Here is a 14264-nt window from a genome sequence, read left to right on the forward strand (position 1 = left end):
CGTGACGTCGAGGAGCTGCTGGCGCAACGGGGGATCGACGTCAGCTATGAGACGATCCGCTGCTGGACGATCAAGTTCGGACCGCTGATCGCGAGGCGGCTGAAGCGCCGTCGGCCAGCCCCATCGCCTCGCTGGCATCTGGAAGAGATGGTCTGTTCGATCGGCGGAAGGCGGATGTATCTGTGGCGCGCCGTCGACGACGAAGGCGAGGTCCTCGACCTCCTGGTCCAGCGCCGGCGGGACACGGACGCTGCGTTGAAGCTGCTCACGCGTCTCCTTCACAACCAGCCGGTCGAGCCGCACACGATCACAACGGACGGCCTGGCATCATACGGCGCAGCTCTGGACCAACTGGACTTGAGGCATCTCCATCGACCGGGCCGGCTTCGCGAGAACAATCGGGCAGAGAACTCCCACTTGCCGATCCGACGACGAGAACGACAGCAGAAGCGGTTCAAATCCCAAGCCTCAGCCCAGAGATTCCTCACCACCCACGCAGCGATCTACAACACCTTCAACATCCAGCGTCATCTGATCAGCAGACCAACCCTTCGCTGCTTCCGCGCAGAAGCCGATGAGGCTTGGGCGGCCGCCGTTGCCTGATCGGGCCGCGGGGTTAGGGGGCTTTCGACTTTGCAAAGTTAACCTGTCAGGCCCGCCGCTTGGGCGGCTGCGGTTGTCTGAAACTGGGCGGGGTAGGGCACGTTTCAACTTGGCTCAGTTGCCCTGACAGACCCAGTTAGCCTGACAGCGCCGCGCCGACTGATAAGCCTACGGCGCCACACGCATCCCGGAAACCATCATGTTGGCATAGGTTTCGCCGATTTCGCGGGCGGTCTGATGCGAGGTCTCGGGGCGGAACCAGCGATGGGTCCAGCCGACGACGCCCAACATCCCGTAAGCGACGATGCGCGAGGGGCCGACGTCGCGCAAGGTGCCGTCGGTATAGCCCTCTTCGATGATCTCGATGAAAGCGTTCTCGATGATGCGGTTCACCTGGCGCATGTCCGAGGACCATTTTGAACGGGTGCCGGACACACGGCTGAGGTTCTCGCGGATATAGATGAACAGGAGGGGATAGTGCTCGCCATAGGATTCCATGATAGCGACGATCAGGTTCCACAGCTTGTCCGGAGCGGGCAGTGGGCTCGCTGCGATATCGGTGGCGATCTGGGAGTTGCGTTCCGCGACGGCGCGCAGCACCTCGTCGAACAACTCTTCCTTGGACGAGATGTAGTAATAGACCGAAGCGCGATCGATGCCGAGTTCGGCAGCCACGGCGCTGATGCTCGCGCCCTGCAAACCCAAGCGGTCAAAGACGCGAACCGCTGCCTCAGCGATCTCGCGGCGACGCCGCTTGTAAGCGTCGGAGCTTTCTTCCTTTGCCGCCTTCCGGCGTTTGCCGATGCCGCTGGTCTTGTCGCTTGTCGGACTCATGTCAGAGCCTGATTAGCGAGGGATGGCCGAAAGACCAAACAGGTGAGGTCATCAACCGCGTGGACCGCCCGCCACGAACAGCACCTGACCTGACACAAACCCTGAGCGTACATCGGCGAAGAACGAGACCGCATTGGCGACGTCGTCGGGCTGGCCCGGGCGACCGGCGGGGATATCGCGCACGATATCTGCGACCATCGCCTCGAAGGTCACCCCCAGCCGTTCGGCGACAGCAGTGGTCATCGGGGTTACGACAAAGCCGGGTGCGACGACGTTGGCGGTGATGCCTGACTTGCCCATCTCCAGCGCCAAGGTCTTGGTCAGGCCGATCAGCCCAGCCTTGGCTGCGGCATAGTTGGCCTGTCCGTAAGCGCCCAAGGCGGCAATGCTGGAGAGGTTGACGATCCGTCCGTGGCCTTGGCGGCGCATCGCGGGCTGGACCGCGCGGCACATCAGGAATGCCCCGCGCAGGTTTACATCCTGTACAACCTGCCAGTCATCGAGCGTCATCTTGGCCAGGGTCTTCTCGCGCAGGACGCCGGCGTTGTTGACCAGAACGGCGGGCGGTCCCAGCGCGGCTTCGGCCGCTTCGACAGCGGCCTGGACTGAACCTTCGTCGGAGACATCGACGGCCACGGCGATGGCCCGACGCCCTAGCGCCTGGATTCGCTGAACGGTGTCAGCGCAGGCCTGCGTCCGAAGGTCCATTACGGCGACATCGCAGCCGTCCCGGGCCAGGCGTTCGGCGATGGCGGCGCCGATGCCGCGCGCGGCTCCGGTCACTAGGGCGACGCGGGAGGGTTCGCTCATGACAGGCCCAGACGTTCGATGGCCATGCGCGACAGCAGGAATTTGCGCGGTCGCCCCGACGGCGTGAGCGGCACCTCTTCCACCTTGATCGGCAGGACATGGCGCGGCACCTTGAAGCGTGCGAGCCGTTCGGCGCACCAGTCGATTAGGGCCTGAGGCTCCAGCACGTATCCCGGGCGCGTCACGATGAAGGCAATGCCGATCTCGCCCATGCGGTCATCTTGCACGGGGGCGACGTGAGCCTGCAAGACGGACGGGTGGCCCATCAGCACGTCCTCGATCTCGGAGGGCGTGACCTGTTCGCCGCCGCAGCGGTAGCTTTCCTTAACCCGCCCGACCAGGCTCAGATAGCCGTCCGCATCGATCCGGCCGAGGTCGCCGGTGTGCAGCCAGCCGTCGGCGTCGAAGGATTCTGCGGTCGACTCGGGCTTGTCGAAATAACCCGCGGTGACGCCGGGGCCTCTGGCCATCAGCTCGCCGACCTCACCGGGGGCCAGCACCGCGCCGGACTGTGGGTCGACCACGCGATAGTCGACGATGCGGTTGCCGATGGCCGGATCGCCCGCCGGCCCGACGTCGCGCAGGCGACCGTTGGTGGTCTTCAGGCGGTCGGCTGGATCGTCCGGCCGGGTCACCGTGGTCGAGGCCGTGCATTCGCTCATGCCATAGCCGGTGGTGATCTCGATGCCGTCGAAGGTCGCCAGAATACGATCCCACAGACCGGGCGGGGTGCGCCCGCCCGAGGACAGCATCCCTTTGAGCGACGCCGTATCGACCGGTGTGTCGGCCAGGGTATCCAGGACGGCCAGTGTCATCGTCGGGATCAACAGCAGGTCGGTCACCCTGTGGCGCTCGACGGCCCGCAGCGTTTCGCGCGGATCGAACTTCAGGTGCGGCACGATCGCCCCGCCGACGAACAGGGCCGCGAGCAGGCCTTCGACATAGCCGTACACATGGTTCATCGGCAGGCTGAAATGGATACGTCTTCCGTCCTCGAACGCACGCGCATAGGCACTGCCGAAGGCCGCGCGCAGCAGCATGTCATGGGTCAGCACCACGCCCTTGGGCGAACCGGTCGTGCCCGAGGTGTAGATGATGTCTGCGGGGGCCGCCGGGTCGACCTCGGGAAGCGCGCCCGCACCGTCGTGGAGGTTTTCGAACGTGGTCGCTCCGGCCCGCCCGCCGCCTTCGGCCTCGAAGACCGTGACCGAGCGCAGGTCGGGCTGAGCCGTGCCGCCTCCGTCGATCTCCCAACCCGGGGCGATCTCGTCCAGCATCTCCAGGTAATCGAGGTCACGAAACCGGTCCATCGTGACCAGCATGACGGCCCGCGACTGGCGCAGCACATAGGCCAGTTCGTCCCGGCGGTTGAGGATGTTGACCGGAACGGCCACGGCACCGATCGCCGCGATCGCGAACTTCAGGGCGGCGAAGGCGGGGTAGTTGGCCATGACCAGGGCAACGTGCTCGCCCGGCCGGACCCCCGCGGTAACCAGCCCTCCGGCGACCGCTGCGGCCCAGTCGGCCATCTGGCGATAGGTCCAGGTCCGGGCGTCCGTGATCAGATAAGGTCGGTCCGGATGCATCCCCGCCGCATGGGTCAGCATTCCGTAGAGGGTGCGCGGTTGCCAGGGATCGAAGCGCCGAGCCGTGGCGGCCTGACGTTCGGCGACGGAAGGATGGGACGCTCTAGCAGGCATGATCGGCTCGTTGACGCTCTCAAAAGCCATGGTCAGGGGTTCAGGATCTCGTGGTGCCTGCGATAGTCGGCCCGTCCCCATCCGAACGCCAGCGCCGCGAGTAAGGTCGAGATCGACAGGGTGATGCCGAGCGACAACCCGAGCGCGCTTTCCGAGCGGAACACGAAGTCGTTCAGCAGTCCGGGCAGTAGCGGCCCCATGGTCAACCCGCCCAGGTTTGCGACGAACAGGATCAGCGCGAGGGCCTGGCCTCTGACCTGGTTGGGCAGGACCATCTGCGAGGCCGCGTAACAACTGCCTGCCGGCATGGCCAGAAGGACGACCCCGACCGCGAAGACCGCGACCGTGGCGGTGGCTGAAAAGCCCTGGGCCCAGATCAAGGCTCCGAAGGCGAGGGTGCCAAGGATGGAACTGACCGTGGCGATGCGAAGCGCGGCGTCGCGGCGACCCGCGACCAGGCCGCTATCGCTGAGGCGTCCGCCCATCAGCATGCCGAAGCTGCCCCCGATCAGCACGACCAGACCCATGACCAGACCGGTCTGTTGCGGCGTCCAGTCGAACGAGCGCTGCAGAACGCCGGGCGACCACAGCATGAAGGCATAGAGGGCGACGGCCTGGAACATCAGGCCGAGTGCGATCGAGGCGACAGCCACGCGGCGCTTGGCGATCTCGGCGAGCGTCTCGCGGATCGTCAGGCGTGCGACGGCTCCGTCGGCGGCGACGATGACCTTGCGTCGGGCGGGCTCGCGCAGTGTCAGGACCCACAGGGCGACCAGCAGACCGGGGATGCCGGTGACCAGGAAGGTCGCGCGCCATGAGGCGATCTCGCCGAAGATCGGCAGGGTCAGGGTCGCGGTCTGGGTGACCAGCTGCACCACCAGTCCCCCGACCAGCAGCGCCAGGCCCGAACCCAGATAGATGCCGACGCCATAAAGGCTCATGGCTGCGCCCAGTTTCTCGTTCGGGAAGGTGTCCGAGATCATGGAAACGGCGGCGGGCGCCAGGGTGGCTTCGCCTACACCCACGCCCATGCGGGCCAGGAACAGCCCGGGATACCCCATAGCCACCGAACAGGCTGCGGTCATCAGGCTCCAGAAGAAGACGCCCGCGGCGATGATGTTTCGACGATTCAGCCGATCGACCAGCCGTCCCGCCGGCAGGCTGACGATGGTGTAGAACAGCGAGAAGGCCAGCCCGCCCAGAAGGCCGACCTGAGTGTCCGACACCGCGAACTCGGCCTTGATCGGACCGACCAGCAGGCTGAGGATTTGGCGGTCGATGAAGGACAGGGTGTAGCAGACCGTCAGAACCGCAGCCGTGTACCAGGCATAGCCGGTGGCGGGCGGGGCTCTTGACGACGAAACCGCCGGATCTTTCGATCCGGCGGCCTGGGTCGTGTCTGTCATCAGAACTTGGCCGAGAACTGGAGCGCCACTTCGCGGCCCCGCGCAACGACGCCTCGCTGCTCGCCGATCGCGCCGGGCACGCTGGCTCCGCCCGTCCGGTCCGCCGCATAGAGGATGTAGTTCTCGTCCGAGAGGTTGCGCCCGATCAGTTGCGCGGTATAGCGCCCGTCCGGCGACGTTACCGTCACCCCGGCGTTGTAGCGCCAGAAGGCCTCCTGCAGTGTGGCGGGAGCCATGGTTTCCGCCGCATAGTAGCTGTCGCTGTAGAAGCCGTCGCCGGTCAGGGCCACGCCGAACCCGGCGATCTGGGTTTCATAGGTGAAGCCTGCGCTTCCCGACCACTGGGGCGCGCGGGCGGGTGCGCGACCATCGAAGTCCTGTTGCAGGGTCAGGGCCGTCGTGTTGACGAACGAGCAGTTCGTCGGAGCCACCGCCGTCGCCCGCACCGTGCCGGTCGGGAAGGCGTAGGAGTAGCACTGCCCCACGAAGTCGTTGAACTGTGCATCAACGTAGGCGATCGCCCCGCGCAGCGACAGGGCATCTGTGGCCTGCCAGACGCCGTCGGCCTCGAACCCGCGCTGCTGGACCTCACCGGCATTGTTGATGGTGTAGGCAATCCGCGCCGGATCGTAGGTGTTCACCTGCAGGTCTTCAAAGCGGTAGGCGAAGGCTGCGATGTTGGCGCGCAGGCGACCGTCGGCGAATATGCCCTTGGCCCCGGCCTCGAACCCGCTGGCGGACTCGGAACCGAAGTTGATGTCGCCGATCACCGTCCCGGTCTGCAGCGGGCTGGTCAGACCAAACCCGCCGGACTTGTAGCCCGTCTTGTAGGCCACGAAGACCGTATGATTGCTATCGGGACGCCAGGTGATGGTGGCTTCCGGTGAAAGATTGTCGTCCTCGAACTGACCCTGGATTTCGCCGACAATGGTCGACCCGGCATAGTTGGTGTTCTGGGTCGCGAAGGTGCCGATGCCGTACAGGTTCCTCTTCGCAAAATCCTTGGATTCGCGTGTCCAGCGCACCCCTCCTGCGATCTCTATGGTGTCGCTGAGGTCGTAGATCAGCTGACCGAAGACCGACTGGGTTTCGCCGCTCTGTTTTGCATAGTCCTCATAGGTGGAGAACCGGCCGGACGCGGCCTGGTAGTTGCTGTCGCGCAGCTTGGTGTCGTTGGTCGTGAACAGGTCTGTCGCCTGGAAGAAGGCGCCCAGCATGAAGTTCAGCGGGCCCGCGTAGTCACTGCTCAGGCGGAATTCCTGGCTGATCTCCTGGTTGGTCTGTCGATTGTAGAAGGCCAGCTGAGAATAGGTCGTCTGGTCCAGGCCGGACAGGAATTCATACTGGGTCGAGTTGTAGCCGGTGGTGGACGACAGGTTCAGCGTGTCGGTCAGGGCCCAGTCGAAATCCAGCACGCCGGTGAACACGTCCAGCTCGCCGTAGGCTCTGTTGTTGCCGCGATAGCCGCGCATCGTTCTCGCGATCGCGTCGGGCAGGTCGCCGCTGGTCGTCCGGTTGTCCGCGACACAGTCCGCGAACGGGTCGGCGATGCCATAGACCCGTGGGTTGGAGCCGCCGGTGCACGACCCGATGTTCTGGGTCGCGACGCCGGGGCCCGCGTCCTCGTTGTGGCCCATGAACAGTTTCAGCCGCCCGGTGATGGTGGGAGCGATCTCGGCCGTCAGCGTCAGGCGGCCGAGGATTTCCTCGTCGCCCGGCCGACTGTCCGACACGCCGGGCAGGGTGGCGGCACCGGCAGGCGCGCCGCTGATTGCTGAGTAGAAGGGGTTGGCGATCGACTGCGCGGTGTTGGACAGCCAGCCGTCCAGGTTACGATAGCGTAGGGCCAGACGGGCATTCAGCCCCTCCGCCAGGGGCCCGGACACGTAGCCGTCGATCGTGGCCTCATCGCCCTCGAATTCGTAGCCTGCGCGGAAGCCCGCCTCGAACTGGTCGGTCGGATCGGCGGACTTGATCGAGATGACACCTGCCGGGCTGTTCTTGCCGAAGAACAGAGCCTGGGGTCCCTTCAGGACTTCAACCTGCTGAAGATCGAAGAAACCCATCTGGGTGATACGGCCGTCGCTGGTCTGGACGCCGTCGATAGCGACCGACACGGCCTGTTCGAACCCGGTCTGGTTGGCGGGTGAACTGATGCCACGAATGGCGATCGAACCGCCGCCGTTCGACTTGTAGGCGCCGACGACGACGGTCGGTGTCAGCTCGCCGATGCGCGACAGGTCGTCGGCGCGGTTCCGCTCGAGCGTTTCGGCTGTGACCACGTTCACCACGACCGGCACACTGATCAGGGTCTCTGACCGGCGTCGCGCGGTGACGACGATGTCGTCGACCGACGAAGTGTCTTCCTGCGCCGTGGCGCTCTGTGTTCCGGCCGATTGTGCGAACGCAGGTCCTGAAGCGACCATCAGCAAGGCTGCGGCGCTACCCGCCATCAACAGCGATTTCGTAGATACAGCCATGGCTCTCCCCTGACTTTCCAATCCCTGCCGCCTTTCGCTCGTCTGGTGCGAGTCCTTGCGACAGCCTCAGAAAGACTGTTGCCGTTCGATCTGTCAATACCAGTGTTGACAAAAATCAACGACAGCGTTGATAGTGCAATCACGATGGGGGCTGGTCGGGTCGCGGCTTGCGGTTCGTGCTCCCCTTGGCGACCATCAGAGTCGCAGGCATGGGAGTAGGGTTGGCCATGGATGGCACTGGAACGTCACTACCGCTCGATCTGGCGATCACGCCGGCGACGCCGGTCGGATATCGCTTGCAGAGCCTTCGCAAGAAGGCCGCGATCCAGCTGATGGGATCGCGTCTATGGGGCCGGTTCAATCCGAACCATTGGGACCCGGTCTATGCGGCTGCGACCGGGCTGAAGGCGCCGATCCAGACCGGGGAGATGTCGTCGGCCTATATCGCCGAGATGTGCGTCAACCACTTCGGCGCCGCCTTCTTCAAGGGCTCGCGCGTGGTCCTCAAATACGTCGCGTCGACCTTTGCCGACGAGATCATCTCGACCCAGGGGGTGGTGCGCGAGAAGCAGCCCAAGGGCGGCGGCTACCGCTTCATTGTCGATGTCTGGGCCGAGAACGAGGCCGGTGAGAAGAAGACGGCCGGCTGGGTCGAAGTCGATGTCGGCGTCTGATCGCCGCCTGTCCAAGGAAATGACCGTATGACCTCCCAAACGCATGGGCAGATGCCCGCCGCAGACGCCCTGAAACCCATGAGCCCGCTTCAGGCGCGCCAGACCCGCGAGTTCATCGACGGCCTCGCGTCCGAGGCCCGTCCCTATTGGGACATGGTCGAGATCGGCGACGAGCTGTCGCGCGACCTTCACCTCTCTGCAGAGCTGGTGATCCTGTATTGCGACGGCGTCGAGGACTTCAATCCCTGGTACGAGGGCTGGCGCATGAACAGCTGGCACATCGAGGGCCAGTCGCCGTTCGGCGGCGCGATCGTGCCGCCTCTGCTGGTCTCGCACTTCGTCCTGTCGGTGCAATTCGACGCCACACGGCCCTTCTCGATCGGCTCCATTCACACCTACCATGACTCCGAGATTGTCGCGCCGATTCCGGTCGGGGCGAACGTACGCATCACCACGCGGGCCATCGACAAGTTCGAGAAGCGGGGCCGGCGCTATGTGCGCCATGGGGTCGAGGTCACCGACGTCGAAAGCGGCCTGCTGTACTTCCGCGAAACCCGCGACATCCTCTCGCTCTGAAGGGGCGGGCAATGGAAGAAGCCGCCATCACGGCCGTCGTCGCGCAAGCCTTGGCGCTGGACCAGCCTGCGCCCGCCTTGCTCGGTACCCGCTGCGCGGATTGCGGGACGCTGTACTATCCTCAGGTCGTCAGCTGTCGAAACCAGGAATGCGAGGGTAAGGGTGTCGCCCCGGCGCGGATCATGGCGCGTGGCCAGCTCTACAGCTTCACAGTGCAGAGATATCGCCCGCCGCCGCTTTTCGCGATCGAGCCTTGGCAGCCGTATGTGCTTGGCCTTGTGGACGTCGAAAACGGCCTGCGGGTCATGGGGATCGTCGAAGCGCCACTGGAAGAAGTTCGAATCGGCATGCCGCTTCGGCTTTCGACCCGGACCTTGAACGCGGAAGGGGCCCAGACCGTCATGACCCACAGCTTCGTTCCCGACGACGGAGCCGATACATGAGGCCGGTCTATGTTCTGGGCGTGGGGGCCCACCCCTGGGGGAAATGGCCCGGGACGACGCAGGTCGAGCTGGCCATCCACGCCATGAAGGCGGCCCTGGGCGAGGCGTCCCTGCAATGGCGCGATCTGCAGGGTCTGGTCGCAGCCAGTTCGCGGTTCGAGGGGGGCATGGGCTGGGGCCTGCATGCCAACGAACTCGTCCAGACGGTCTCGGAACATGGCCTGGCCTGCATCAATGTCGGCGGAGCCTGCGCGGCCGGGGCGGTCGCATTCCACACCGCCCATATGCTCGTCGCGAGCGGCCAGTACGACACTGTCGCGGCCATGGGCGCCGAACGGATGCCCAAGGGCTTCATCCCGCGACCGCCGGGCTCGGCCGACGACCCGGCCGATCACGACTTCCTGCGCTGGAAGACCATGGGGGCCACCAATCCCGCCTATTGGGCGATGGAAGCCCAACGCCGGATGCACGATCACGGCACGACCGCCGAAACCTTCGCCGCCGCCTCGGTGATGATGCGGCGTCATGGCGCGATGAACCCCAATGCCCGGTTTCGCACCCCCTCCACGGTGGACGAGGTCCTAGCCTCTCCGATGGTGAGTGATCCCTTGCATCTGCTAGAAATCTGCGCCGTCAGCGACGGGGCTGCGGCCGTCATCCTGGGGTCCGAGGACCAGGCCCGCCGGGCGGGTGGGCCGATGATCCAGGTCGCCGCCAGCGCCATCGCCACGGGCCGGTTCGGCGACCCGGCCGCTCGCATCCCGACCGTCGGATCGACGCCGCGCCCCGGCGTGCCGCATACCAGCGAGGTGGTCACGGCCGTACATCGGGCCTGGGATCTGGCCGGTATCGGGGCTGCGGACGTCGATCTGGTCGAGATCGCGGACAATACCGCCTGGCACATCCTCGCCTGGCCCGAACTATTCGGCTTCTTTGCGCCTGGCGAAGGCGATCGAATGCTGACGGCGGGGGAAATGACGATCGGAGGTCGCCTGCCGGTCAATCCGAGCGGCGGTTTCCTGTCGTTCGGCGAGGCGACGACGGCCCAGGCGCTGATGCAGGTCTGCGAACTGGCCTGGCAGCTGAAGGGACAGGCGGGCGAACGCCAGGTCGAGGGGGCCCGCATCGTCATGTCCGCCGTGCTCGGCCTGGGGGCCAACGGCGGCTCCATTGTCCTGAAACGATGAGCGAGGCTGTCCAGATCGAGGTCCGGGATCGCGTCGCGGTCCTGACTCTGTCGCGCCCTGACACCGGCAATGCCATCGACCAGGAGATGGCCGATAGCCTGCTGAAGGCCGCACTGGCCTGCGCATCAGACGACGGCGTGCGAGCTGTGCTGCTGACCGGAAAGGGCCGGTCGTTCTGCGTTGGCGGCGACGTGAAGGCCTTCGCGGCCGCCGGTCCGGGTGCGTCGGCTCTCGTGCAAGGACTGACCGCGTCCCTGCATATGGCGGTCGCGCGACTGGCGCGGATGGACAAGCCTCTTGTGACGGCGATCAACGGTGCAGCGGCCGGCGCCGGCTTTGGCCTGGCCATCCTGGGCGATGTCGCCCTGGCGGCCAGATCCGCGAAGTTCGCCATGGCCTATGGTGCGATCGGCCTGACGCCCGACGGCGGGGCGACCTGGCTCCTGCCGCGGCTGGTCGGATACCGCCAGGCGCAACGGCTGGCGCTGACCGGCGCGCGGATCGATGCCGTGGAGGCTGAGCGGATCGGCCTGATCACCCGGGCGATCGACGACGAGGTCTTGCAGGACGAGGCCTTCACCCTCGCCGGGACGCTCGCCCAAGGTCCGCGCCGCGCCTTCGCCCGCACGCGGGCTCTGTTGCATCAGGCCCTGTCCAATGGGCTGGAGACGCAGTTGGAACTGGAGGCGCAAGGCATTGCCGAGGCTGTCGGCCTGCCCGAGGGCCGGGAGGGTATCGCTGCCTTTGTTGCCCGTCGTCCGCCTGACTTCAGGGGCCTCTGACCCCGCTCAGACCAGGGCAGCGATAAGGCCTTCCGCCAGCCGCGCGACGGCGTCGTCGCTCCGTTTGCTCCCCTGGGGCAGGCCGGCAAACCCGTGGATCATGTCCGGATAGTGGTGGGCCCTGACCTCGACGCCCGCCGCCCGTGCCCGCTCGACCAGAGCCTGCCCCTCGTCCCGCAGGGGATCGAAGCCAGCCGTAATGACCGTGGTGGACGGCAGCGCTGACAGGTCACAACCCATCAGGTCGACCATGCCGTCCCTGGCATAGGCCTGCCATGCCCACAGCATGAACGTCCGCGTCAGCATGTGGTCTCGCCCAAGAGCCAACTGAGATGCGCTGGCGCAGCCAGGGTCTACCGCCGGATAGAGCAAGGCGAGACCCCTGACCGGCTGTCCGACGGCCGCCGACATCAGTGCGGTCGCCACGGCCAGCCAGGCTCCTGCGCTGTCTCCCGCCAACTCGACGGGGAGGCCGGCAAAACGCGATCTGACCCAGTCCAGGGCGGCGACCGCGTCGTCCATGCCCGCAGGGTAGGGATGCTCGGGGGCCAGCCGGTAATCGACCGCGACCAGAGTGAGGCCGCTGCTCAAGGCAAGGCGTCGGCACACGGCGTCGTGGGTTTCGAGGTTTCCGAAAACGAAGGCTCCGCCATGCAGGAAGACCACGATCGCCCGATCTGGCCCGGCCGCTGGCCGGTAGACACGTAGAGCCAGAGGGCCGCCCGGGCCGGTGATCTCCACGTCCTCGACGGCGTGGATGTCCGGTCTGGGCGCACGAGCGAGATAGCCGTTGGCTCCGGCCCGAAAGGCCGTCAGATCCGTGGGCACGCTCAGGGCGATGCGCGGATCCGCGAGCCACGTGGCGAGGTCGGGATCCAGCGACCCGTCAGGAGGCGGCACGCATCGCCTCGCCGCCCCGAAGATCGAACCCGTCGTAGCCTTTCGCCGCCGCCTTTTCGAGGATGCGGCGATAGCCCCGGACACCCCCGGAGTAGGGCATGAAGACGCGGGGCTTCCCCGGCATCTCGGCCCCGACGTAGTAGGATGGCGTCTTCATGTAGAGGGTCTCATGCGCGCGGGCGTTGACGTGGTCCACCCAGTCCGCCTGGGCCGCCTGCGTCGCCTCGATCTCCGATACGCCATGCGCTCGCGCCGTGTCGAACAGGGCCGCCAGCCAATCGATCTGTTCCTCACTGGACAGGATGACGTTGCTCAGCAGGGACGGGCTGCCGGGTCCGCCGATAAAGAACAGGTTGGGAAAGCCGTGGACGCCGATGCCCAGATAGCTGGCCGGACCGCCGGCCCAGGCGTCCTGCAGCGTCCGGCCGTCACGGCCGACAATGTCGATCTTCAGGATGGAGCCGGTGAAGACATCGAAGCCGGTCGCATAGATCACTACGTCGAAGGCCAGGTCCTGTGCACTTGTTCGAATTCCGGTAGACGTGAAGGTCTGGATCGGCGTCTCCGTAATGTCGACCAGGGAGACATTCTGGCGGTTGAAGGTGGCGAAATATCCGCCGTCGACAGAGGGTCTGCGAGTCCCGAACGGGAACCCCTTGGGCACCAGCTTGTCCCTCAGGACGGGGTCTTCAATCTGTTCGCCGATCTTTTTCTGGACGAAGGCCGAGGTGATGTCGTTGGCTGTCTGATTGAGCAGGATGTCCTTGAACGCGAGGGAAAAGCCGAACCCCAGCCGGTTCCAGGCCGCCTCGAAAATCTGCTCGCGCTCTTCGGGCTCGACCTCTGCAGCCGAACGGGGATCGGGGGCGAAACCCAGGCCGCTTGGGGAGTTCCGCGCGGCCTCGCGGCGGATGCGATAGTTCGCCTTCACCGCCGCATCCTCCTCGTCCGAGACAGGCGCATTGGCGGCGGGGATGGAATAGTTCGCTGTTCGCTGGAACACCGTCAGGTGCTCGGCCTGGGCCGCGATTATCGGCGTCATCTGCACGCCGGATGAGCCAGTGCCGATGATGGCGACCCGCTTGCCCTGCAGGTCGACCGGATCGCGCGGCCAGCGGGCGCTATACAGGACCTGGCCCTCGAACGTCTCCTGTCCAGGATAGGTCGTCGCCTTGGGAGTGGACAGCTGGCCGACGGCCATGACGAAGCGCTGAGCGGACCAGCGCCGCCCGTCTTCCGCCTCGATCAGCCAGCGGCCCGTGGTGGCCTCAAGCTCGGCACGCCGCACGCGTGTGTTCAGGCTGATGTCACGCTTCAGGTCGAAGCGGTCGGCGACATGATTGATATAGCGCAGGATTTCAGGCTGCTTGGCGTAACGTTCGCTCCATCGCCATTCCTGCTCCAGGTCTTCGGAGAAGCGGTAGGAATAGTCGAAGCTTTCGACGTCGCAGCGTGCACCCGGATAGCGATTGAAATTCCAGACGCCGCCGACCTCGTCCGATGCCTCCAGCACCTGAACCCCGAACCCCTGTGCCCGGAAGGTGTGGAGGGCACGGAGGCCAGCCAGTCCGGCCCCGATCACGACGATGTCGATTTGAACTGTTTCAACCATGGCGCTCTCCATTCTCCAAAGTTGCCACGATGCCAAATGTTCGTCAACGATGGTGTTGATAACGATGCCCACCTTGGTTAGGACGGAACGGAATGGCGCGGTCCCATGACAGATCGCGGCTCAAGCGTCAGAGGATGCCCATGCGCGACATCAACCATTTCATCGACGGCGCGTCCTTCACCGGCGCCTCGGGCCGGTTCGCCGATGTGTTCAACCCCAACACCGGCGAGGTCCAGGCCCGGGTGCAGCTGGCCTCG

14 protein-coding genes are annotated in these 14264 nt (G+C 65.6%); 7 read left to right on the forward strand and 7 right to left on the reverse strand.

The features are described 5' to 3' along the window. Positions 1–603: IS6 family transposase (locus ACP7AZ_RS17325; RefSeq protein ID WP_426039902.1), on the forward strand; the 603-nt coding region annotated here is incomplete at its 5' end. Positions 604–771: 168 nt separating this feature from the next. On the opposite strand, the gene ACP7AZ_RS17330 is transcribed toward ACP7AZ_RS17325, so the two are convergent. The 5 genes from ACP7AZ_RS17330 to ACP7AZ_RS17350 are packed head-to-tail and all read right to left on the reverse strand — an operon-like array spanning position 772 to position 7833. Beyond that, entirely contained in the window at positions 772–1437 is a 666-nt protein-coding gene (locus ACP7AZ_RS17330; RefSeq protein WP_426039903.1) for a TetR/AcrR family transcriptional regulator, read from the reverse strand. Positions 1438–1488: 51 nt separating this feature from the next. Further along, positions 1489–2247 (reverse strand): 3-oxoacyl-ACP reductase FabG, encoded by a 759-nt coding sequence (fabG, locus tag ACP7AZ_RS17335; protein ID WP_426039904.1) that lies wholly within the window; start codon positions 2245–2247, stop codon positions 1489–1491. Next, positions 2244–3977: a class I adenylate-forming enzyme family protein gene (locus tag ACP7AZ_RS17340; RefSeq protein WP_426039905.1), complete on the reverse strand. Its 1734-nt coding sequence runs from the start codon at positions 3975–3977 to the stop codon at positions 2244–2246. The genes fabG and ACP7AZ_RS17340 overlap by 4 nt, the downstream gene beginning before the upstream one ends. 2 nt (positions 3978–3979) lie before the next feature. Continuing rightward, the gene (locus ACP7AZ_RS17345) at positions 3980–5353 is read right to left on the reverse strand and encodes a spinster family MFS transporter (RefSeq protein ID WP_426039906.1); all 1374 of its coding nucleotides are present in this window, start codon (positions 5351–5353) and stop codon (positions 3980–3982) included. Then, positions 5353–7833: a TonB-dependent receptor gene (locus ACP7AZ_RS17350; protein ID WP_426039907.1), complete on the reverse strand. Its 2481-nt coding sequence runs from the start codon at positions 7831–7833 to the stop codon at positions 5353–5355. Before ACP7AZ_RS17350 ends, ACP7AZ_RS17345 begins: the two co-directional genes overlap by 1 nt. 209 nt (positions 7834–8042) lie before the next feature. Between ACP7AZ_RS17350 and ACP7AZ_RS17355 the strand changes: the two genes are divergently transcribed. From ACP7AZ_RS17355 to ACP7AZ_RS17375, 5 genes are read left to right on the forward strand one after another with little or no spacing between them, the layout of a single operon-like run. Next, positions 8043–8507, forward strand: coding sequence for a MaoC family dehydratase (locus ACP7AZ_RS17355; RefSeq protein WP_426039908.1), 465 nt, complete (start codon positions 8043–8045; stop codon positions 8505–8507). Positions 8508–8534: 27 nt separating this feature from the next. Beyond that, positions 8535–9083 (forward strand): MaoC family dehydratase, encoded by a 549-nt coding sequence (locus ACP7AZ_RS17360; protein WP_426039909.1) that lies wholly within the window; start codon positions 8535–8537, stop codon positions 9081–9083. Positions 9084–9094: 11 nt separating this feature from the next. Continuing rightward, complete coding sequence (locus tag ACP7AZ_RS17365; protein ID WP_426039910.1) at positions 9095–9526, forward strand: Zn-ribbon domain-containing OB-fold protein; 432 nt, start codon at positions 9095–9097, stop codon at positions 9524–9526. After that, positions 9523–10713, forward strand: coding sequence for a lipid-transfer protein (locus ACP7AZ_RS17370; RefSeq protein ID WP_426039911.1), 1191 nt, complete (start codon positions 9523–9525; stop codon positions 10711–10713). The genes ACP7AZ_RS17365 and ACP7AZ_RS17370 overlap by 4 nt, the downstream gene beginning before the upstream one ends. Further along, positions 10710–11495, forward strand: coding sequence for an enoyl-CoA hydratase/isomerase family protein (locus tag ACP7AZ_RS17375; RefSeq protein WP_426039912.1), 786 nt, complete (start codon positions 10710–10712; stop codon positions 11493–11495). Before ACP7AZ_RS17370 ends, ACP7AZ_RS17375 begins: the two co-directional genes overlap by 4 nt. A gap of 6 nt (positions 11496–11501) precedes the next feature. Here ACP7AZ_RS17375 and ACP7AZ_RS17380 read toward each other — a convergent pair whose 3' ends face one another. Together ACP7AZ_RS17380 and ACP7AZ_RS17385 are read right to left on the reverse strand one after the other, a co-directional pair. After that, positions 11502–12395, reverse strand: a complete 894-nt coding sequence (locus ACP7AZ_RS17380) for an alpha/beta hydrolase (protein WP_426039913.1) — start codon at positions 12393–12395, stop codon at positions 11502–11504. Next, positions 12382–14007 carry a flavin-containing monooxygenase gene (locus ACP7AZ_RS17385; protein ID WP_426039914.1) on the reverse strand — a complete coding sequence of 542 codons (1626 nt, stop codon included), beginning with the start codon at positions 14005–14007 and terminating at the stop codon, positions 12382–12384. Before ACP7AZ_RS17385 ends, ACP7AZ_RS17380 begins: the two co-directional genes overlap by 14 nt. Positions 14008–14147: 140 nt before the next feature. Here ACP7AZ_RS17385 and ACP7AZ_RS17390 point away from each other — a divergent pair. Further along, positions 14148–14264: hypothetical protein (locus ACP7AZ_RS17390; RefSeq protein ID WP_426039459.1), on the forward strand; the 117-nt coding region annotated here is incomplete at its 3' end.

The sequence above is a fragment of the Brevundimonas sp. DC300-4 genome, assembly GCF_049897365.1.
Lineage (GTDB): Bacteria > Pseudomonadota > Alphaproteobacteria > Caulobacterales > Caulobacteraceae > Brevundimonas.

What these genes read in the sequence shown, in the direction of transcription:
- ACP7AZ_RS17345 (WP_426039906.1), bottom strand. Translation starts at nt 5,353, where the DNA reads ATGACAGACACGACCCAGGCCGCCGGATCGAAAGATCCGGCGGTTTCG.
- ACP7AZ_RS17330 (WP_426039903.1), bottom strand. Translation starts at nt 1,437, where the DNA reads ATGAGTCCGACAAGCGACAAGACCAGCGGCATCGGCAAACGCCGGAAG.
- ACP7AZ_RS17365 (WP_426039910.1), top strand. Translation starts at nt 9,095, where the DNA reads ATGGAAGAAGCCGCCATCACGGCCGTCGTCGCGCAAGCCTTGGCGCTG.
- ACP7AZ_RS17370 (WP_426039911.1), top strand. Translation starts at nt 9,523, where the DNA reads ATGAGGCCGGTCTATGTTCTGGGCGTGGGGGCCCACCCCTGGGGGAAA.
- ACP7AZ_RS17350 (WP_426039907.1), bottom strand. Translation starts at nt 7,833, where the DNA reads ATGGCTGTATCTACGAAATCGCTGTTGATGGCGGGTAGCGCCGCAGCC.
- ACP7AZ_RS17355 (WP_426039908.1), top strand. Translation starts at nt 8,043, where the DNA reads ATGGGAGTAGGGTTGGCCATGGATGGCACTGGAACGTCACTACCGCTC.
- ACP7AZ_RS17385 (WP_426039914.1), bottom strand. Translation starts at nt 14,007, where the DNA reads ATGGTTGAAACAGTTCAAATCGACATCGTCGTGATCGGGGCCGGACTG.
- ACP7AZ_RS17375 (WP_426039912.1), top strand. Translation starts at nt 10,710, where the DNA reads ATGAGCGAGGCTGTCCAGATCGAGGTCCGGGATCGCGTCGCGGTCCTG.
- fabG (WP_426039904.1), bottom strand. Translation starts at nt 2,247, where the DNA reads ATGAGCGAACCCTCCCGCGTCGCCCTAGTGACCGGAGCCGCGCGCGGC.
- ACP7AZ_RS17340 (WP_426039905.1), bottom strand. Translation starts at nt 3,977, where the DNA reads ATGGCTTTTGAGAGCGTCAACGAGCCGATCATGCCTGCTAGAGCGTCC.
- ACP7AZ_RS17360 (WP_426039909.1), top strand. Translation starts at nt 8,535, where the DNA reads ATGACCTCCCAAACGCATGGGCAGATGCCCGCCGCAGACGCCCTGAAA.